We start from the raw sequence: 18,243 nt of genomic DNA, 5'->3' as shown, positions 1-18,243 counted from the left end.
GGCCGCATCGCCTTGTGGATCGGGTGCGAAGCCGCTACAGTTTTTGCTCAGGGAGAACCGACGGTGAGAACCCCCCCACGCATCCTCATCGTCGACGACAACGCGACCAACGTCAAGATTCTGCAGGCACGCCTCGGCAGCGAAGGCTACGAGGTGGTCTCGGCCGCCGACGGCGAAGAGGGCCTCGCCGCCGCCCGCACGCTGGCACCCGACCTGATCCTGCTCGACCTGATGATGCCCAAGATCGATGGCATCGAGGTCTGCAAGCGGCTGCGCGCCGATCCCGGCTTTCCGTTCACGCCGATCATCATCGTCACCGCCATGGCCGACCTGAAGGACGTGGTGGCGGGGCTCGAGGCCGGCGGCGACGAATACCTCACCAAACCGGTGGACCACGCCGCCCTCGCGGCGCGGGTGCGCTCGATGCTGCGCATCAAGGCCCTGCACGACGAGGTCGAGGGGCTGGTGGCGCAGATGAAGGGCTGGAACGCCACGCTCGAGGACCGGGTGGCGACCCAGGTCGCCGAGCTCGAGCGGGTGGGCCGGCTGCGGCGCTTCTTTTCGCCGCAGCTGGCCGAGGCGATCGTCAGCGGCGGCGCCGAGGACCCGCTGCAGAGCCATCGGCGCGAGATCACGGTGGTGTTCCTCGACCTGCGCGGCTTCACCGCCTTCGCCGAGATCGCGGAGCCGGAGGAGGTCATGGGCGTGCTGCGCCAGTACCACGGCGCGGCCGGCGAACTGATCCTCGCCCACGAGGGCACGCTCGAGCACTTCACGGGCGACGGCATGATGATCTTCTTCAACGACCCGGTGCCGGTTGCCGACGCCGCCGAGCGCGCGGTCCGGATGTCGCTGGCGATCCGCGAGCGCATCGGATCGCTGGCCGAGGCGTGGCTGCGGCGCGGTTATTCGCTCGGCCTGGGCATCGGCATCGCCCAGGGCTTCGCGACACTGGGCGCGATCGGTTTCGAAGGGCGTTGGGACTACGGCGCGATCGGCACCGTGACCAACCTCGCCGCGCGGCTGTGCGGCGAAGCGGCGAGCCACCAGATCCTGATCTCTCGCAAGGTCCACGCGCAGCTCGAGCCGATGCTCGAAGTCGACCCGGTGCCGGCGCTGAACCTGAAGGGCTTCCAGCGCCCGGTCGACGCCTTCAGCGTGCGCGGCATCAAGTCCTAGAGGAACTCCTCGTCGATCAGCCTCGAGAGCAGCGACAGGCGCAGCCGGGTGCCCCACGTCAGGCTCGGCTCGGCCTGGTGCACGATCTCCTGTGCGCCGCCTTGCGACACCCACTGCAGCCGATTCCCGGCGCCAAGGCTGCGCACCTGGTAGCTCTGCGCCTGGCGGTCGCGCTGCAGCAGGCTCGCGACCTGGCCGGCCAGCTCGGCGCTGTCGACGACCAGGCCCATCTCGGTGTTGGAATGGGCCGAGCGGCGGTCCATGTTCATCGAGCCGATCGAGAGCCATCGCCCATCGACCACCGCGAGCTTGGCGTGCAGGCGGCCCAGCGAGCCCCGGGGGCCGTCGGCAACCTCGTGCGCATCGCCGTCGTCGGGCATCAGTTCGTAGAGCGCGACGCCCATGTCGAGCAGCGCGGTGCGATAGCGGGCGTAGCCGAAGTGCGCCAGCGGTTCGTCGGTGGTCGCCAGCGAGTTGGTGATGAGCGAGACCCTGACCTGCTCGCCAGTGGCGCGTTGCAGCACGTCCAGGGTGCGGCGGCCGGGCACGAAGTAGGGCGACGCGATCAGGACGTCGGAATGCGCCGCCTGCATCAGCGCGAGCTGGCCTTCCATGACTGGGCCGTCGGCCTGCGCGGTGGTGTCCTCGTCGATCTTCCGGGGGGTGTCGGCCAGCACGCGCACGGCGGCCGGGTGCAGCGCGACGTGGCCGGCGGCCAGCTGGTCGCCGACGCTGCTCTGGTCCAGCGGGTCGCGCGCCGTGACCGGCCGCCCGGTCGCGCCGGCCGCGCGCACGTGGTCGTCGAAATTCCGGCGGCCGGCCTCCGGCGTGGCGGTCGGCGATGCCAGCGCTTCGATCGGATAGGCGTGCCGGCTGTTCCAGTAGGCATCGAACACCGCCGCCAGCTCATGCACCACCGGGCCGGCCGAGAGAACGTCCATGTCGATGAAGTTGATCGGCCCGCTGCGGCCGAAGTAGTCGTCGCCGATGTTGCGTCCGCCGCTGATCGCGAAGCTTGTGTCGGCGATGAACAGCTTGTTGTGCATGCGCCGATTGATGCGCGAGAACTCGTGGGCGGAGAACAGCACCCGGCCGCCGACGCTGCCTTCGCGCACCGGCAACGGATTGAACAGCCGCAGCTCCACGTTCGGCCGCGCCGCGAAGCCCGCCAGCAGGGCGTCCTGGCCGGCCGCCTGCAGGTCGTCGACCAGCACCCGGACCCGCACGCCGCGGCCCGCGGCCTCGCACAGCGCGGCCAGGAATTCGCGCCCGGAGGCGTCGTCGGCAATCTGGTAGTACTGGACATCGATCGATCGCTCGGCGGCGTGGGCCAGCGCGATGCGGGCCTCGAAGGCCTGGTCTCCGGCCGGCAGCAGGCGCAGGCCGGAGCGCCGGCCGGCGTCGGCCGGCACGGCCTCGGCGGCCAGCGCCGCCAGCCGGGTGTGGTCGACATCGGTGCGCGCCATCGACACCGGGCGCTCGACTTCGGCGGGCAGACTGGCGCAGGCCGTCAGCATCGCGCACCACCCCAGCAGGGCCAGCGCCAGGGCGGCGACGCCCATCGCACGCACCCGGCGCAGCGAAAGATGCTTGATCGAGGCGGTCATGGAGGCTTAATCTAGGGAAGGGCGCCCGTTCCGGCGAGTGCGCAGTGCGCCGCGCCGGTGTGACAAAAGTCACACCCAGGCGGGGCCCAGGCCGGAAGCCATGGCCATGGAGGTGGGAGATGGGCTCACTGGACCAGGACGCCAGCGAACGGCTGCCGCAGCCCCTGCTCGACGCCATCGCGCCGTACGGCGTCGTCCGTTCCTTTCCGGCCCAGGCGATCCTGATCAACGAAGGCGACGCCACCGATTCGCTCTACATCGTGCTGAGCGGGCGGGTGAAGGTCTACGCCAGCTCGGAGGATGGCCGCGAGCTGGTGCTGAGCGAATACGGGCCCGGCGGCTACTTCGGCGAGCTGGCGCTGGACGGCGAGCGTCGCTCGGCCTCCATCAAGGCGATCGAGGCCTGCACCTGCCGGGTGGTCCAAGGCGCCGAGCTGCGCCGGTTTCTCGAGAGCCACGCCGACTTCGCGATGCACCTCAACCGCAAGCTGATCCGCATGGTGCGGCGCCTGACCGAGCAGTTGAGCAGCATCGCGCTGCAGGACGTCTACGGCCGCGTGGTGCGGCTCCTGAACGAGCTGTCGGAGCCGGTCGGCGAGGAGCGCGTGCTGCGCCACAAGCTGACCCAGCAGGACATCGCCGACCGCATCGGCTGCTCGCGCGAGATGGTCAACCGGGTGATGAAGGAACTGACGGCCGGCGGCTATGTCGCGCAGCGCGACGGCCGGATCGCGATCCTGCGCAAGCTGCCGGTGGCGTGGTGAGGCGGCGCTCGGGGAAGTCCCGGCGGGCGGCATGGGGCCTCTGGTTGTATTCTCTTTCACATGCAGAAACGGATAGGGGTGGTTTTCGTCTCGCGAAGAAACACGCTGCGAAGCATCCTGGCCGAGGCCTGCCTCCGTTACCTGGACCGGGAGCGACGCTTCGCGGCCTATTCCTGCGGCCAGCCGGGGCAGGTCGGCCGCACGGTTCATCCGGCCGCTGCCAGCGCGCTCGAGAGTGCCGCGATCGCACTTCCGCCGGCGCCGCCGCGCAGCTGGGACGATCTGGTCCGCCTGAGCTCGCTCAGGGCCGATTTCGTGATCTCGCTGGACCCCTCGGTGGAAGAGCTGGAGCCGCGCTGGCCCGGCCAGCCCGCCATGGCCGAATGGGTCTACCCCGATCTCGCCGCGACCGGCGCGGAGGCCGGGGACATGTCCCATTCGGCGACCTTGATGCTCTTATCGCTCCGGCGTCGCCTCGAACTGCTGGTCAGCCTGCCGATGGCGGGCACGGACAAGTCCGCCCTGAACGCCGATGTCAGGGACCTGGCGCACTTGCGCTGACGCCGAAGCCGACGAGTCTACCGATGGCAACCGCTTTTCCGCCATCGCCCGGGTGGCCTACCTCTCCCGTGGGATACGTCCTGCAAGCGCGACGCAATCGATAGGAGTACAAAGCGGCGAGCCCCCATGGTTTCGATGAAGGAGGATCCGATGTTTGGTTTCTTTCAGGCCGGTCGAAACGGCCATCTGCGGCGCGTCATGACTTTGCTCGAAGAAGCGCACATGGCGCGTATCGAGCACCAAGCCGCGGCCGAGCATCATGGGGCGCTGGCGCGCATGTACGCCGAGCGTGCGAAAAGGCTCGAGCGCGAAGTCTATGGCACGGGTTCGGCGTCCGCTTCGGCAGAAGGCGGGGCCGCCCACAAGTCGGCCGACGACAAGCAGGTCGTCTACGCGCTTGACGCCAGTCGCCGCCTGGACGGTCAGTCGAAGTCTTCGTAAGGACCGCTGCCGTTCTTCAGCGCGGGCTCCGGAGGCCGTCCCGGGCCGGACGTGTTCACGCCGACCGAACGCGGCCGGCGACACAATGGCGTCTTTGGTGTTCCGTTGCGGAACGCCACGGGACCCTCCATCGACATGAACCAGATCACCATCTATCACAACCCCGCCTGCGGCACGTCGAGAAACGTGCTGGCGCTGATCCGCGACGCGGGCCAGGAGCCCACGGTCGTCGAGTACCTGAAGCACCCGCCCGACCGGGCGACGCTCAGGCAACTCGCCGCCGCCACGGGCGGCTCCGCGCGCGCGCTGCTGCGCCAGAAGGGCACGCCCTACGAGGAACTCGGCCTGGGCGATGCGAAATGGTCGGACGAAGACTTGATCGGCTTCATGCTGGCGCATCCGATCCTGATCAATCGGCCGATCGTGGTGACGCCGCTGGGCACGCGCCTTTGCCGCCCCGCCGAAGCTGTGCTCGAGATCCTGCCGCGCGCATAGACGGCTGCCGATGGGCGCTGGACCCGCTGGGCGCGGCCGGCCCGGCCTGGGTCACCCGCCAGATGCCGAAGCACACCAGCACCAGGGCGAGGCCGTTGCGCCACGCCAGGATGCTCTCGCCGAGAAAGACCGCCGACAGCAGCGCGCCGAACACCGGCACCATGAAGTTGAAGGCGGTGACGAGGCTCACGCGGTTGTACTTGAGCAGCAGGCTCCAGATCGAGATCGCGAGCGACGACAGCAGTGCCAGGTAGGCCAGCAGGGCCGACGACGCCAGCGTGAAGCCCGTCAACCCGCCGCCCATCGCATAGCCGGCCGCCAGCAGCGCCGCACCGCCGATCGTCAGTTGCCAGCCGGTCATGACGATCGGATCGATGCCCTGCGAGATGCGCTTGCCATAGATGCTGGCGGCCGCCAGCACGAAGGCCGCGATCACCACGAAGCCCTCGCCGAGCAGCGTGAAGTCGAGGTCTAGCAGGCCGCCGAGACCATGGCCCAGGTTGACGACCATCACACCCGCGAAGCCCACCGCGCAGCCCATGGCCTTGCCGTAGCTGAGGCGGTCGTTGCGATACAGGAAGTGCGCCATCAGCACGCTGAAGAAGGTGCCCGTGGCGTTCATGATCGAACCCTTCACCCCGGTGGTGTGGGCCAGGCCGATATAGAAGAAGACGTATTGCAGCGTGGTCTGGGCCAGCCCCAGGAACGCGATCTGCCCCCACGCCCGCGCACCGAGTCCACGGACCGGCTTGCCGCTGAGCGCGGCGCAGGCCACCAGGGACAGGCCGGCGATCGCGAAGCGCCAGCCAGCGAACACCAGCTTGGATGCGATGTCGGACGGGGCGATGCCGAACAGCGCGTAGCCGTTCTTGATCGCAGGGAAGGAACTGCCCCACAGCAGGCAGCAGAACAAGGCGAGCAGGAAGACGACCTTGCGGTCGGCGAGGAACGGGTGGCTGGGGGACGGCAAGGCGGGGCTCCGGAGGCGGCATGACGAGGCGTCGATCTGCCCCAAAGCGGTGCATTCTATTCGTCCGGCAACGAGGCTGCTTCAGGCCAGGGTGTCGATTCACGTGAATGTCATCGGGGAATTGGGGTCCGATATTGATCCGAGTACTATGGCTTTATTACCTGGTGTCAGCCTTTGAACCAGAATTGTTTGTTTGCTCGGATCAGGCCTTGGCCTGGGAAATGAATCGTGACAACCCGTTTGATCATCGCTGATGACCATCCTCTTATCCGGATCGGTCTGAGGATGCTTCTGAAAGATAAATCGGAAATTTCTTTAATTGAGGAAGCTAATTCTTCAATTGCATTGTTGAATGCGCTGAGCCATCAATCGGCCGATCTCCTGATCACCGATTTTTCGATGCCCGATGGCGAGACGCCCGATGGCCTTGGTTTGATCCAGCGACTGCGGCGCGACTATCGGGACTTGCCGATCATCGTGCTCACGATGATCTCCAACGCGGGCGTGCACGCCAGCATGCTGCGCAGCGGCGTCCGCGGCCTCGTCGACAAGTCGTCCGATATCGGCGAGGTCGTGCTGGCCATCGATGCCGTCACTGGCGGACGGGACTATGTCAGTCCGTCGTTCCGAAAGGGCCTGTTCGAGAGGACGGAACCATTCCGCAACGGAATGACGGCCCGCCTGTCGCCGCGCGAAACCGAGGTGCTGCGACTGTTCGCCTCCGGGCTGACTGTGTCGGCGATTTCCGAGCGGCTGTCGCGCAGCGTCAAGACGGTGAGCAGCCAGAAATCGGTCGCGATGATGAAACTGGGCCTGAAGAGCGACTACGAAATCTTCTTCTATGCGCGCGAGCACGGCATGGAGGGCTGACTGGACGCGGCACGCACCGTATGCGGTCTCGCGCGATTTTTCGTGGCGATTTTTTTAAGAATAATCCGATGGGTTTCGACAGCTTCAGCTTTTAGATTTCATTTCGTGCGTATGGGGCAGTCAACCTCTGCCAACGCGTGAGAAAAAAGATTGAAAGTGAACTCCGAACATTTCGACGTCGAATACGTGGACGCCGTCAAAGCTCCCGCCCCGGATGCCTGCGGGGACGACAACCTGTTGTACAACTATCCCGGACCGGGCTTTCTTCGCCTGCGCTGGGCCGAGTGGTGCGGCCTGGCGCGCGACTGCAAGGGGAACTGGCTCGAGTTGCCCAACGCATCCGGGCAACGGGCAGCGCACAAGGTCAGGGTCGCGATCGTCAAGGGCGGCGCCATGGCGCCGGTCTTCGTCGTCGATGCGCTGCGCGTGGACCCGCCCGCACTGACAGGACCGATTCACGAGGTCAGGCCGTGCTCGCTGGCGTAGACGAAGATGTCGAGGTCGTTCTTGAGTCCGAGCTTGATCATCGCGTCGTTCTTCTGCCGGCTCACGGTCTTGATGCTGCGCGACAGGCGCTCCGCGATCTCCGACACCGTGAGCCCGGATGCAAACAGGCGCAGCACTTCGACTTCGCGCGGTGAAAGCCGCGCGGATTCGCCGGTGTCGCGGTCGAACCGGCTTTGGCGCAGCCCCTCCCTGAAGGTCTCGCTGACGTAGTCGCGCCCCTGCACGACCGCCTGGATGGCCAAAGAGATCTCGGCCATGCCCGCGCCCTTGTCGATCAGGCCGCGCGCACCGGCTTCGAGGATCGTGCCATGCACGCCGACATTGGCGAGCATGGTCAGTACGATGATGGGCAACTCCGGGTGGTCGCGGCGCACCTTCTGGATCAGCCCGAGGCCATCCGCCGCCTGTCCGCCGGGCATCGAGAAATCAGTGATCAGCAGGTCGGCGGGGGTTTCGCGCAAGACCGTTAGGAGACGGTCCGCCGAGTCGGCCTCGGCCACCACGGCGAGGCCCGGGTCGTTGCCGAGCAGTACTCGCACGCCCGCCCGGATCAACGGATGGTCGTCGGCGAGGATCACGCGCAGGGTCATGGCGGCATGGGCGTCGTCCAGAGGCTGTGACGATACCGTCAATGCGCGGATCGTTGAAGTACTTTCTGGTCCTTCTCAGCGAATAGTCCTCGAAATGGCTCGGATCTTCCGGGCTACTCGATGATCCGGAACTGGTCGAGGTAGTCGGTCTTCAGGGTCAGGCCGAGGCCGGGCTTGTCGTCGTCGAGTTGCAGGAAGCCGTTGTCGGCCACCGGTTCGCCGTCGAAGATGTAGTAGAACAACTCGTTGCCGACTTCGACATCGTGCATGGGGAAGTACTCGCTCATCGGCGATGCCAGCGTGCTCATCGTCAGGTGGTAGTTGTGCATCTGGCCGGCATGCGGGATGACGGGCACCGACCAGGCCTCGCACAGTGCGTTGATCTTGTGCGCCGCCGTGATGCCGCCGACGCGGTTGGTGTCGTACTGCACCACGCTCACCGCCTTGCGCTCCAGCAGTTGCTTGAATCCGTAGAGGCTGAACTCGTGCTCGCCGCCCGAGATCGGGATCGCCGTGAGCGCGTTCAGTTCGGCGTAGCCGTCGATGTCGTCGGCGATCACCGGCTCCTCGACCCAGCGCGGCTGGAACTTCTCGAGCTTGGGCAGCATGCGTTTCGCGTACTCGACGTTCCAGCCCATGTAGCACTCGAGCATCAGGTCGTTCTCATAGCCGATGACTTCGCGGATGGCCTCGACCGCCTTCAGGTTCTCGGCCACGCCCCGGGTGCCGTGGGCCGGCCCGAAGCCGAAGCGCGACTTGAACATGGTGAAGCCCTGGTCCATGAACTTCTGCGCCTCGCGCTGCATCTCGTCGAGGTCGGTGCGGTAGAGCTTGGAGTAGTAGCACGGGATCTTTTCCTTCGTGCGGCCGCCCAGCAGCTTGAACACCGGCTTGCCGACCGACTTGCCGAGGATGTCCCAGATCGCCAGGTCGACCGCCGAGATCGCCGCCATGGTCACGCCCTTGCGGCCCCAGGCATGGGTGGCGCGGTACATGCGCTGCCACAGGTATTCGTAGTCCCATGGGTCTTGCCCGACCACCAGCGGCGCCAGGTACTGGTCGATGATCGCCTTGGCAATGGCGGGCGCCAGCGCCACGTTGCCGAGGCCGACGATGCCGTCGTCGGTCTCGATCTCGACCACGGTCCACGCATGGAAGCGGAAGGTGCTCATGGTCTCGGCCGGCGAATAGAGCAGGTCCATCGCGTTGGAGCAGAAGTTGCCTTGCGGCGGCACGGTCTTGCCTTGCCATTGGAAGACGCGGGCGCGGACGGATTTGATCTTCATGGTGTCTCTGGGTTGAAAGGGATCAGGCGGTCTCGCGGTTGGCGAGCCGGTGTGCGCTTCCCATGCGGCTCGCGATGCGAAATGCCTGCCAGGTGGCTTCGACGCTGGCCTTGCCCTGGCCGGCGATGTCGTAGGCGGTGCCGTGGGCCGGCGTGGTGATCGGGATCGGCAGCCCGCCCTGCACCGTCACGCCGCGGCTGAAGCCGAGCAGCTTGATCGCGATCTGGCCCTGGTCGTGGTACATGGTCACGATCGCCTGGTAGTCGCCGGCCTGCGCCTTCAGGAAGATGGTGTCGGCGGGGAAAGGGCCGTCGAACGGGGCCTCGCTGGGCCAGTCGCGCGCCTGCAATGCCTTGACCGCGGGCGCGATGATGTCGAGTTCTTCGCGGCCGCAGACGCCGCCGTCGCCGCCGTGCGGATTGAAGGCCGCGATCGCGACCCGCGGCCGCTCGATGCCGCTGGCCCGCAGCGCGCGGTAGATGAGCTCGGCCGCCTGCTCGATGCGTTCGGCCGTGATGTACTGCGCGACATCCTTCATCGGCACGTGCGATGAGATCCGCGAGGTCCAGAGGTCGCCCAGGGTATTGAACTCGCAGAAGTAGCCGGTGACGCCGAGGTACGCGGCGAAGTGGTGCAGCTCGTCCTCGTGCTGCATGCCGCCGATCCTCATCGCCTGCTTGTTGAGCGGCGCGAAGCAGATCGCGTCGACCTCGCCGGCCAGCGTCGCGTCCATGCAGCGGTCGAGCACCTGGAGCACCGAGCGGCCGCCCGCCGCCTCGGCGCGGCCGCGGTGAACCTGCGACGGGTCGATGCTGTCGATCGCGAGGAAGGCTGGGCGCCCGGTGTCGCTGCGATCGCGCACCACGGCGAAGGAAGGCACGGCGTCGGTCTCGACCCGCAGGCCGGCGATGCGCTGGCCGTCCTCCCACAGCCAGCGGTCGCCGACCAGCACGATGTTGGCGAGCGCGGTGGCCTCGGGCCGGGCGAGCAGGCGGGCGATCAGCTCGGCGCCGATGCCGGCGGGGTCGCCGAGGGTGAGTGCGACGACGGGCAGGGGTGAGGGTTTCATGGTCAATCCAGCCGGATGCTGTTCTTCTTGATGATGTCGCCGAAGCGCTTGTATTCGGCCGCGTGGAAGGCCGCGAACTGGGCCTGGGTCATGGGCGTGACCTCGGCGCCGATGGCGTCGAGGCGGGCCAGGGTCTCGGGCATCGCGAGCACCTGGTTGACCGCGTCGTGGACCTTGTCCTGCACCGCCTTCGGCGTCGAGGCCGGCATGTAGATGCCGTACCAGGCGCTCATCTCCACGCCGGGCACCCCGGCCTCGGCCAAGGTCGGTACGTTGGGCAGCTGCGGATTGCGCCTGGCCGCGGTGACCGCCAGCGGCCGGATCTTGTTGTTGCGGATCTGCCCGATCACCGATGGCAGGGTGTCGAAGCTCAGCTGCACCTGGCCGCCGATGAGGTCGATCAGGGCCGGTCCGCTGCCCTTGTAGGGCACATGCGTGATGTCGATCCGGGTCGCGTCCTTGAACATCTCGGCCGCGATGTGCTGCGTACTGCCGGCGCCGCTGGTCGCGAAGTTGAGCTTGCCCGGCTCCTTCCTGGCGAGCTGCACCAGCGCCGACACCGAGTCGACCGGAAGCGTGTTGCTGACGACCAGCACGTTGGGGACCGCGCCGACGAAGGCCACCGGGACCAGGTCGCGGTTGTTGTCGTAGCCGAGCTTGATCAGGTGCGGGGCGATCGCATGGGCGGTGACGACCCCCATCACCATGGTGTGGCCGTCGGTGGCCTTGGCGGTGGCATCGGCGGCCAGGGTGTTGGAAACACCCGGCCGGTTCTCGACCACCATCGGCTGCTTCAGCAGCGGGCCCAGGCGGTCGGCCACGGCGCGCGCCATGGCGTCGGTGCCGCCGCCGGGCGCCGAGCCGACCAGGATGCGCAGCGGGCGGGTCGGCCAGTCCTGGGCCTGGGCCAGGCCGGCCGTGCAGGCGAGTGCGAGCGCAGCCGTCACCGCGGCGATTTGTCGCTTCATGTGCTTGTCTCCAGTGGATGTGTCGAACCGAAGCCTGGATGTTAGGAACGCGATTGATTCCCGTAAACTGAAAGCTCGTCATCAATCAATAACCAGGGGTGATCAATCGTGGGTTCGATCGATCGGCAGCAGAGCACGCCGCAGCTGCTCAACCGGCTGCGGATGCGGCAGATCGCGCTGATCCTCGCGATCGACGAGAAGCGCACCTTGCGGGCCGCCGCCCTGCAGCTCGGCATGACGCAGCCGGCCGCCACCAAGATGCTGCATGAACTCGAAGACGCCCTCGGCCAGCCGTTGTTCGAGCGCGTCGGCCGCGGCCTGCAGCTGAACGATGCCGGCGCCCGCGTGACCGGCTACTTCCGCGGCATCCGCGGCAGCATGGAGGCGCTGAACCGCGAGCTGGGCGAACTGCGCCTGGGCAGCGCCGGCAAGTTCTCGGTCGGCAGCATCATGGCGGCCTCGCCGGGGCGGCTGTCCGAGGCGCTGCTCGGGCTCAAGGCGCTGTTTCCGCTGCTGGCCATCGAGATCGCGGTCGACACCAGCGACCGGCTGCTGGCGCAACTGCGCGAAGGCGTGCTCGAGGTCGTGATCGGCCGTCGGGTCGGCCCGCCGCAGTTCGAGTACAGCTTCACGCCGATCGAGGACGAGGGCCTCGCGGTGGTGGTCGGCAACGATCACCCGCTGGCGCGCCGGCGGCGGGTCGAGTTCGAGTCGCTGCTGGCCTATTCGTGGGTCCTGCAGCCCACCGGCAGTCCGATGCGCGATGTCATCGAGCACGAGTTCCGCGACCATGATGCGGCGCTGCCGCCGGGCCTGGTCGAGACCGGGTCCATCCTGACCGCCATCAACCTGATCCGGCGCTCCACGCTGGTGGCGGTGATCCCCGAAGCGGTTGCGCAGCGCGATGCGGCGCACGGCGTGCTGCGCATCCTGCCCTACCGCATCCGCCAGAAGCTTCCGGCCTACGGGAGCCTGGTGCGCAAGGACTGGCCCCTGAGCCGGCCTGCCGAGCAGTTCCTGGAACTGCTGCATCGGTCGCCTGGAACGCGAGCGGGCGGCGCATTGCCGCCAACGGGGCTTGCGCCGCCGTGGCTCGAAGCAGCAGACTTCGGTGTTCCAGCAAAGGATTCACCATGACGCAGTCCCATGATCTCCAAGTCACCGTGGAGGCCCTCGTTCGACAGGGGAAGGGCATCCTGGCCGCCGACGAGAGCGGTCCCACCATCGCCAAGCGGTTCACGGCGATCGGCGTCGAATCGACGCCCGAGAACCGTCGCGCCTACCGCAGCCTGCTCTTGGCTGCACCCGGGCTGGGCGAGTTCGTCAGTGGCGTCATCCTGTACGAGGAGACGCTGGGGCAGTGCGCCGACGACGGCGAGCCGTTGCCGGCGCTGGCCGCGCGCCTGGGCATCGTGCCGGGCATCAAGGTCGATACCGGCAAGGGCCCGCTGGCGCTCGCACCGGGCGACGAGATCACCCAGGGTCTGGACGGGCTCGCGGCGCGCCTCGAAGCCTGCGTGAAGCTGGGCGCGCGCTTCGCGAAATGGCGCGCCGTCTACAACGTCTCCGACAGCTTGCCGAGCCGGGCGGCGGTCGAAGCCAATGCAGAGTCGCTCGCACGCTACGCAGCGATCTGCCAGACCCAGGGCGTGGTGCCGATCGTCGAGCCGGAGGTGCTGATCGACGGCGACCACAGCCAGGCGCGCTGTGCAGCGGTCACGCAGGAGGTTCTGCTCGCGGTGTTCGGCGCCTTGCACCGCCATCGCGTGGTGCTCGAGCACATGTTGCTCAAACCCAGCATGGTGGTGCCGGGCAAGGCCCATGCGCAGCGGGCGGGGCCAGGGGATGTGGCCGAGGAGACTCTGCGCGTGCTGCGGCGCACGGTGCCCGCGGCCGTGCCGGGCATCGTCTTCCTGTCGGGAGGACAGTCGCCGGGCGAAGCGACAGCCAACCTCGATGCGCTCAATCGACAGGGGCCGCAACCGTGGCGATTGAGCTTCTCCTATGGGCGGGCGCTTCAGGATCCCGTGCTGCAGGCGTGGCGAGGGCAACCCGCCCAGGTTCACGCCGCACAGGAAGCGTTGCTCAAGCGAGCCCGATTGAACGCACTGGCAAGCCAGGGACGCTACGGCGCCGAAATGGAAGACGGGTCCTGAAACTCGAGGCCGTCGTCCGGGCCTTGCGGCTCAGCGCAGCATCCAGGCGGCCGCGCCGTCGAGGACCTCGGCCATCACGTCGGCGTCGCTGCGGCCCGAGCGGACCAGGACGTGAAAGGAATGATCGGCCTCGGCGATGCGCAACAGCGTGGCGGTGGAACCGAGCTCGGCCACCAGCGTCTCGATCCGGTCGAATTCCGCGAGCTTGTCGCGCGTGCCCTGGACGAACAGCATCGGCACCCGGACATCGAACAGATGACGCGCGCGCTCGCTCGACGGCGCACCGGCCGGATGCAGCGGAAAGCCCAGGAACACCAGGCCGGCGACGCCCGGCAGCGGCGCCAGCGACTGCGCCTGCGAGGTCATGCGGCCGCCGAAGGACTTGCCGCCGGCGAACAGCGGCAGCGAGTGAAACCGGCCCGCGGCATGCGCCACGGCGGCGCGCACCGCGGCCTGGGCGACGGCCGGCGGATCGGTGCGCTTCGAGCCGCGCTCCATGTAGGGGAACTGGTAGCGCAGCGTCGCGATGCCGCGCTGCGCAAGGCCGTCGGCGGCCTCGGCCATGAAGGCATGCGCCATGCCGGCGCCGGCCCCGTGGGCGAGCACGTAGCAGGCGCGCGGCGCCGGCGGTGACTGCAGCAGGGCGGAGACAGTCTGCCCGTCTTCGAGGGTGAGGGTGGCGGGCTGGGCGTCGGTCGTCATGGGTGGGTCTCCGGAAGTCTGCGCCGGCCCGAGTTTTGCACGAGGACGTCAATACGCAATATGGCGGTGCGCGGCTCGGCCGTTTGCCTCGCTTGCGCGCCTGGCCGGGACGGCCCGGACGCGACAATGCGAGCTCCGTCGCTGCAGTCCCCGTCGTGCGCATTCTCCTTGTCTCCGACCTCCACTACGCGTTGCCCCAGCTCGACTGGGTGGTGCGCTCGGCCCCTTCCTACGATCTCGTGGTGCTGGCGGGCGATCACCTCGACGTCAGCTCGCCGGTGTCGCTCGATGCCCAGTCGGTCGTGCTGCTGCGCTACTTTTCGCTGATGCGTCCGGCCACCTCGCTGGTGGTGGCTTCGGGCAACCACGACCTGACGGGACCGGACCAGCACGGCGAACGGGCGGCGCTGTGGCTGGCGGAGTGTCGCCGCGCCGGTGTCTCGACCGACGGCGAATCGCTGGCCATCGGCGACACCCTGATCACCATCTGCCCCTGGTGGGATGGCCCGGCCGGGCGCGCGGCGCTTGAACTGCAACTTGCCGCGGATGCCGCGAGACGCCCCGCGCGCTGGGTCTGGATCTACCACTGGCCGCCGCTGGGCTCGCCGACCTGCTGGACCGGCAAGCGTGAATATGGCGACGCCGACCTGGCGGCCTGGATCGCGAAGTATCAGCCCGAGCTGGTGTTCTGCGGCCATGTGCACGAGCCGCCGTTCAAGCCGGCTGGCGCCTGGGCCGACCGCATCGGCGCCACCTGGGTGTTCAATGCCGGCAAGCAGATCGGCCCGGTGCCGGCCCACATCGTGATCGACCTGGCGGCCGGCACGGCTTCGTGGCACTCGATGATGGGCGAGGAAGCGCTGGCGCTGGAGGCCAAGAGCGCTCCCTTGCGCTCGGTCTTCTGAGCCTCGACCGGCGCGGCCGGGCGTCAGTAGTCCGGGTTGGGTTCGCGCGCCGAGCCGGGCCGCGCCGGCGGCCCCTGGCGGTGCGCCAGATGGCCCAGCACCTCGGAGACCATGGCGAGGCCTGGCGAGTCGCCGTACTGGTGCTTGAGGTCGACCAGGTAGGTGGTGACGAGATTGAGGCGCTCGGCCAGGCCGGCGGCGATCACCCGGGTGATCGCCGGGTCGCTCATCAGAAAGGCTCGGCCGTCGGCTGCGAAGCGAACGATGCTGGGGACGCTCGCGACCACCGTGGCGCTGTAGGGCGAATCGAGCAGCAGGGAGATCTCGCCGATCGCCGCCCCGGGACGGCTGACCGAATTGATCGCGACGCCGTCCTTGCTGACCTTCAACGTGCCCGAGACCAGGATCCAGAGGCCGTCGCCCGTGTCGCCTTCGCGCACCACCGTGTCGCCGGCCGCGAGGGTGATTTCAGGCAGACCCGCCGAGCGCTGAAGGAGTTCGTCCATGCGCCGATGTTAGGTCAACGGCCGCTGAACGCGTGTTGGGGGCGTCGCCGTCCTACCGGGCGGGTGCGGCATTTGTCCAGGGCAGCAGCCGGTGCCGTGGCTGCTGCGCCTTGGTCGCCGGGCTGCCGGCCGCAGCGGACGGTTTGCCCTCGGCCTGGCCGCAGCTCGAGGGCGCGCCGCTCAAGGGGCGCAGCATCGGCGCCAGCAGCGTGAGCCCCCCGGTCGCCGCCGCCGCGCCGACGTTGGCCGCCTGGCGCACGGCGCCCCGCGGGTTGATGCTGAGGACGGGCGCGTCGAGCGGGCCCTGCAGCACCAGCAAGTCGACCAGGCTGCCGGGATTCAGGTCGAGGCCGCGCTTGACCTGCGGATGGAACGCCAGCGAGAGGGTGCGCCGGGCCAGATTGATTTCGCCGCTCGCCGAGATGGCCATCTGCCGCGTCTCCACCGCGATCGAGCGGTCGATGGCCGCCACCCCGTTGCGCAGCGGAAGCCGCACCACGGCGCACTGGACGACCAGGTTGTCGCGCGACTGGCCGGTCGGGATCAGGGCGTCGATCAGCCGGGCCAGGATGTCGCGGTCCATCGAGGCGGTCCGGCCCACCAGCCCGACATCGCGCGCGGTCAGCAGCGCTTCGCCGGTCGACGTTTCCGCCAGCGCCCAGGCCGTGTGGCCGCTCATGGCCAGCTTGGCGTCGAGGTTGGCGCGGCCGCCCTTGAAGAGCCGGGCGCCGCCGCGCCCGGCCTCCAGCGATTCGATCGCCATCGACCTGGCGCTCAGCTGCAGGTCGATCCGCGGCGCCGCACCTGGCGGCAACCCGATCCGGAGCTGGCCGCGGGCCTGCCCGCCCGCAATTGCGAAGCTGAACGGCTCGACCTGCAGTCGCCCGGGTTCGAAGGCGACCCGGGCCTGGATCGCCGACAGTGGCGGCAGCCCTGCGACCGTCCACGTCGGCGCCGCGAGCTCGGCCTCGAGCCGGATGGGCGAGCCTGCTGCGGCCTTCAGGCTGGCGCTGCCGCTCAGGCGCTGGCCGGCCAGCGACAGCTGCATCGCGTCGGCGCGCCATTGCCCCGGCGTGTGCGTGAGAGTGGTCTTCCACTCGAGGGGGAGCGGGACCGCGGCCGCTGCGGCACCCCAGGGCGCCAGCGCCTTGGCGGCGCTGACCTGCAGCGACACCTTCGCGTCCAGCGCCCCCGCGTGCTTGCCGGTCCCCATGCTGCCCTGCAGCGACGCCGAGATGCCCTCGCCCGTGGCTTGCAGGTCGAGTGGCCACTCGGGAGCACCGGCCAGCAGGGCATCCAGCGGGCCGGTGTGGCCTTCGACGGCCCAGCGCTGAGGGCCCAGCGCCAGGCCCGCGCTCAGCTGGCTGCGCCCGTCGCCCGCCGACTCGGCGACCAGCGATTCGATGTGCAGTTCTTGCGCCGCGCCTTCGCGCCCCTGGCGATAGCTGATGCGGGCATCGGTCACGGCCAGCCGGTCCAGGGAGATCCGTGGCACCGCCTTGCCGGTGCTGGCGCTGCCGGCCGGTGCGGCCAGGCGCCAGTTGTACTGGCCGCTGCCATCGGACTCGAAGCGCAGCTCACCGCCCTCGATGTCGACGCTGCGGATACGCACGATGCCCGACAGCAGGTCGCGCAGATCGATCTCGAAGCCGATGTGGCGGGCCCGCAGCATGTCCGGCTCCGTGCCCCAATCGGCGTTGGCGAGTGCCACCTGGGTGGCATCGATCGTGAGCCGTGGCAGCAGGTGGAGCGTGAGTTCGCCGTCGATGCGAAAGGCGCGTCCGGTCGCCGCCGTCACGCTTTCCGCGAGCATCGCCGCCAGCCGCTCTGGCGGATAGGCCCGCCGCAGGGCGACCCATGCCGCGGCCAGCAACAGGCCGAGGATGCACAGCGCGATCAGCACCTGGCGCGCGATGCGCCGTGCCCGGCCTGGGCTCTCGGGGGTCGGGCTGTTCTCCATCCGCGCATTCTGCGGCCTGCCCGGGTCACTTGAAGGGCTGGTCGCGGATCGTCTCGGCCGACTTCCGCAACTGGGCCTCGATCTCCTGAGCGATGTCGTCGCGGCGCCGCTTGCGGAGATAGACCGCCACCGCACCGACGAGCACCGCGGACAGTGCGACAAACCCGTAGACGCCCACTTCCATCGCTCGTTCTCCCGATTCCGACTGGTTGCGCAACGAAAGGCCCTCCGCCGACTTTCGTCCGTGCGGAGGGCCTCCGCGGTTCCGGAGTGCCCCGTGGGGTGTTGCCGAGACCGTGAATCGACTATGCGACGGGCACGGCGGCCCCAGGGTTCAGCGGTGGACTGAAGAACGGGACGGACGTGTCCTACTCCGTCGACGCCGGGCTCGCCGCGACGCGATGGATGCCGGCATACTCTTGCGCTCAACGAGGAAGAGACAACACCGTGGCCCCAGCTGAACTGACCTTCGTGTACAAGGGCTACCGGGTGCTGGCCTTCACCAGCCCGTCGCCGTATCGGCGCTATTGGGCGTGGGTGTCCTTCGACCTCTTCCCCGGAATTCCCGGCGCCCATCCGCGGCATCTCGTGCCCGGCGAGTTTTCCGATCCGCAAGCCGCCCTCATCGCCGCCGACGGCTACGCCAAGAGCAAGATCGATCGCGGCGAGGTGTGGGGCTGAACGGCCCCCGCGCCGCTCCCTGAATC

General features: G+C 68.5%; 20 protein-coding genes and 1 pseudogene. 11 read left to right on the top strand and 10 right to left on the bottom strand.

What is annotated here, in order from left to right:
* The first annotated feature begins 63 nt into the window (after nt 1-63).
* On the top strand, nt 64-1,179 hold the full coding sequence (locus tag QTI68_RS06360) for an adenylate/guanylate cyclase domain-containing protein (RefSeq protein WP_286520412.1): 1,116 nt from the start codon (nt 64-66) through the stop codon (nt 1,177-1,179).
* Here the strand turns inward: QTI68_RS06360 and QTI68_RS06355 are convergent.
* The gene (locus QTI68_RS06355) at nt 1,176-2,786 is read right to left on the bottom strand and encodes a phospholipase D-like domain-containing protein (RefSeq protein WP_286520410.1); all 1,611 of its coding nucleotides are present in this window, start codon (nt 2,784-2,786) and stop codon (nt 1,176-1,178) included. The two genes, QTI68_RS06360 and QTI68_RS06355, sit on opposite strands and share 4 nt — an antisense overlap.
* Before the next feature lie 119 nt (nt 2,787-2,905).
* On the opposite strand from QTI68_RS06355, the gene QTI68_RS06350 reads away from it, so the two are divergent.
* The 4 genes and pseudogenes from QTI68_RS06350 to arsC form a co-directional block, all read left to right on the top strand.
* Entirely contained in the window at nt 2,906-3,550 is a 645-nt protein-coding gene (locus QTI68_RS06350; protein WP_286520408.1) for a Crp/Fnr family transcriptional regulator, read from the top strand.
* A gap of 60 nt (nt 3,551-3,610) precedes the next feature.
* The gene (locus QTI68_RS06345) at nt 3,611-4,111 is read left to right on the top strand and encodes an arsenate reductase/protein-tyrosine-phosphatase family protein (protein ID WP_286520407.1); all 501 of its coding nucleotides are present in this window, start codon (nt 3,611-3,613) and stop codon (nt 4,109-4,111) included.
* A gap of 126 nt (nt 4,112-4,237) precedes the next feature.
* Entirely contained in the window at nt 4,238-4,552 is a 315-nt protein-coding gene (locus QTI68_RS06340; RefSeq protein ID WP_286520406.1) for a hypothetical protein, read from the top strand.
* A gap of 135 nt (nt 4,553-4,687) precedes the next feature.
* Nucleotides 4,688-5,041, top strand: a pseudogene (arsC, locus tag QTI68_RS06335) (arsenate reductase (glutaredoxin)); the annotation flags it as partial.
* Here arsC and QTI68_RS06330 read toward each other — a convergent pair.
* A complete protein-coding gene (locus tag QTI68_RS06330) occupies nt 4,962-6,017 on the bottom strand; it encodes a DMT family transporter (RefSeq protein ID WP_286520405.1) in 1,056 nt (351 codons plus the stop codon). The pseudogene arsC and the gene QTI68_RS06330 overlap by 80 nt on opposite strands.
* 228 nt (nt 6,018-6,245) lie before the next feature.
* Here QTI68_RS06330 and QTI68_RS06325 point away from each other — a divergent pair, with 228 nt between their 5' ends.
* A complete protein-coding gene (locus tag QTI68_RS06325) occupies nt 6,246-6,887 on the top strand; it encodes a response regulator (RefSeq protein WP_286520403.1) in 642 nt (213 codons plus the stop codon).
* Nucleotides 6,888-7,043: 156 nt separating this feature from the next.
* Nucleotides 7,044-7,373 (top strand): hypothetical protein, encoded by a 330-nt coding sequence (locus QTI68_RS06320; RefSeq protein WP_286520402.1) that lies wholly within the window; start codon nt 7,044-7,046, stop codon nt 7,371-7,373.
* Here the strand turns inward: QTI68_RS06320 and QTI68_RS06315 are convergent.
* From QTI68_RS06315 to QTI68_RS06300, 4 genes are all read right to left on the bottom strand, one after another.
* Complete coding sequence (locus QTI68_RS06315) at nt 7,343-8,026, bottom strand: response regulator (protein ID WP_286520401.1); 684 nt, start codon at nt 8,024-8,026, stop codon at nt 7,343-7,345. The genes QTI68_RS06320 and QTI68_RS06315 overlap by 31 nt on opposite strands.
* A gap of 71 nt (nt 8,027-8,097) precedes the next feature.
* The gene (locus QTI68_RS06310; RefSeq protein WP_286520400.1) at nt 8,098-9,270 is read right to left on the bottom strand and encodes an L-rhamnonate dehydratase; all 1,173 of its coding nucleotides are present in this window, start codon (nt 9,268-9,270) and stop codon (nt 8,098-8,100) included.
* A 22-nt stretch (nt 9,271-9,292) separates the two neighbouring features.
* The gene (locus QTI68_RS06305) at nt 9,293-10,339 is read right to left on the bottom strand and encodes a 4-hydroxythreonine-4-phosphate dehydrogenase PdxA (RefSeq protein ID WP_286520399.1); all 1,047 of its coding nucleotides are present in this window, start codon (nt 10,337-10,339) and stop codon (nt 9,293-9,295) included.
* A 2-nt stretch (nt 10,340-10,341) separates the two neighbouring features.
* Entirely contained in the window at nt 10,342-11,307 is a 966-nt protein-coding gene (locus QTI68_RS06300) for a Bug family tripartite tricarboxylate transporter substrate binding protein (protein WP_286520398.1), read from the bottom strand.
* A gap of 108 nt (nt 11,308-11,415) precedes the next feature.
* On the opposite strand from QTI68_RS06300, the gene QTI68_RS06295 reads away from it, so the two are divergent.
* Both QTI68_RS06295 and QTI68_RS06290 read left to right on the top strand, forming a co-directional pair.
* On the top strand, nt 11,416-12,444 hold the full coding sequence (locus QTI68_RS06295; protein ID WP_286520397.1) for a LysR family transcriptional regulator: 1,029 nt from the start codon (nt 11,416-11,418) through the stop codon (nt 12,442-12,444).
* Nucleotides 12,441-13,463 carry a class I fructose-bisphosphate aldolase gene (locus QTI68_RS06290; RefSeq protein ID WP_286520396.1) on the top strand — a complete coding sequence of 341 codons (1,023 nt, stop codon included), beginning with the start codon at nt 12,441-12,443 and terminating at the stop codon, nt 13,461-13,463. The genes QTI68_RS06295 and QTI68_RS06290 overlap by 4 nt, the downstream gene beginning before the upstream one ends.
* 30 nt (nt 13,464-13,493) lie before the next feature.
* Here QTI68_RS06290 and QTI68_RS06285 read toward each other — a convergent pair whose 3' ends face one another.
* Entirely contained in the window at nt 13,494-14,165 is a 672-nt protein-coding gene (locus tag QTI68_RS06285) for an alpha/beta hydrolase family protein (RefSeq protein WP_286520395.1), read from the bottom strand.
* A 155-nt stretch (nt 14,166-14,320) separates the two neighbouring features.
* Here QTI68_RS06285 and QTI68_RS06280 point away from each other — a divergent pair, with 155 nt between their 5' ends.
* Nucleotides 14,321-15,070: a metallophosphoesterase family protein gene (locus tag QTI68_RS06280; RefSeq protein WP_286520394.1), complete on the top strand. Its 750-nt coding sequence runs from the start codon at nt 14,321-14,323 to the stop codon at nt 15,068-15,070.
* Between the two features lie 23 nt (nt 15,071-15,093).
* Here QTI68_RS06280 and QTI68_RS06275 read toward each other — a convergent pair whose 3' ends face one another.
* Genes QTI68_RS06275 through QTI68_RS06265 form a run of 3 tightly spaced genes read right to left on the bottom strand, consistent with a single transcriptional unit; the run spans nt 15,094 to nt 17,720 of the window.
* Nucleotides 15,094-15,576 (bottom strand): Crp/Fnr family transcriptional regulator, encoded by a 483-nt coding sequence (locus QTI68_RS06275; RefSeq protein WP_286520393.1) that lies wholly within the window; start codon nt 15,574-15,576, stop codon nt 15,094-15,096.
* 52 nt (nt 15,577-15,628) lie between these two features.
* A complete protein-coding gene (locus QTI68_RS06270) occupies nt 15,629-17,536 on the bottom strand; it encodes an AsmA family protein (protein ID WP_286520392.1) in 1,908 nt (635 codons plus the stop codon).
* 25 nt (nt 17,537-17,561) lie between these two features.
* Nucleotides 17,562-17,720 (bottom strand): hypothetical protein, encoded by a 159-nt coding sequence (locus tag QTI68_RS06265; RefSeq protein ID WP_286520391.1) that lies wholly within the window; start codon nt 17,718-17,720, stop codon nt 17,562-17,564.
* A 263-nt stretch (nt 17,721-17,983) separates the two neighbouring features.
* On the opposite strand from QTI68_RS06265, the gene QTI68_RS06260 reads away from it, so the two are divergent.
* Entirely contained in the window at nt 17,984-18,217 is a 234-nt protein-coding gene (locus QTI68_RS06260) for a hypothetical protein (RefSeq protein WP_286520390.1), read from the top strand.
* Nucleotides 18,218-18,243: the final 26 nt, after the last annotated feature.

Origin of the sequence: Variovorax sp. J31P207 (assembly GCF_030316965.1) — a bacterium.
In the GTDB taxonomy this organism is placed as follows: domain Bacteria; phylum Pseudomonadota; class Gammaproteobacteria; order Burkholderiales; family Burkholderiaceae_C; genus Variovorax; species Variovorax ginsengisoli_B.
The sequence above is the reverse complement of the archived record's forward strand: the minus strand, read 5'-3'. Positions and strand labels throughout refer to the sequence as shown.

Bases quoted from the DNA above. Each gene is read 5' to 3' on its own strand.
- QTI68_RS06350 (WP_286520408.1), top strand. From the start codon at position 2,906: ATGGGCTCACTGGACCAGGACGCCAGCGAACGGCTGCCGCAGCCCCTG.
- QTI68_RS06345 (WP_286520407.1), top strand. From the start codon at position 3,611: ATGCAGAAACGGATAGGGGTGGTTTTCGTCTCGCGAAGAAACACGCTG.
- QTI68_RS06285 (WP_286520395.1), bottom strand. From the start codon at position 14,165: ATGACGACCGACGCCCAGCCCGCCACCCTCACCCTCGAAGACGGGCAG.
- QTI68_RS06340 (WP_286520406.1), top strand. From the start codon at position 4,238: ATGGTTTCGATGAAGGAGGATCCGATGTTTGGTTTCTTTCAGGCCGGT.
- QTI68_RS06265 (WP_286520391.1), bottom strand. From the start codon at position 17,720: ATGGAAGTGGGCGTCTACGGGTTTGTCGCACTGTCCGCGGTGCTCGTC.
- QTI68_RS06275 (WP_286520393.1), bottom strand. From the start codon at position 15,576: ATGGACGAACTCCTTCAGCGCTCGGCGGGTCTGCCTGAAATCACCCTC.
- QTI68_RS06305 (WP_286520399.1), bottom strand. From the start codon at position 10,339: ATGAAACCCTCACCCCTGCCCGTCGTCGCACTCACCCTCGGCGACCCC.
- QTI68_RS06355 (WP_286520410.1), bottom strand. From the start codon at position 2,786: ATGACCGCCTCGATCAAGCATCTTTCGCTGCGCCGGGTGCGTGCGATG.
- QTI68_RS06270 (WP_286520392.1), bottom strand. From the start codon at position 17,536: ATGGAGAACAGCCCGACCCCCGAGAGCCCAGGCCGGGCACGGCGCATC.
- QTI68_RS06290 (WP_286520396.1), top strand. From the start codon at position 12,441: ATGACGCAGTCCCATGATCTCCAAGTCACCGTGGAGGCCCTCGTTCGA.
- QTI68_RS06310 (WP_286520400.1), bottom strand. From the start codon at position 9,270: ATGAAGATCAAATCCGTCCGCGCCCGCGTCTTCCAATGGCAAGGCAAG.
- QTI68_RS06300 (WP_286520398.1), bottom strand. From the start codon at position 11,307: ATGAAGCGACAAATCGCCGCGGTGACGGCTGCGCTCGCACTCGCCTGC.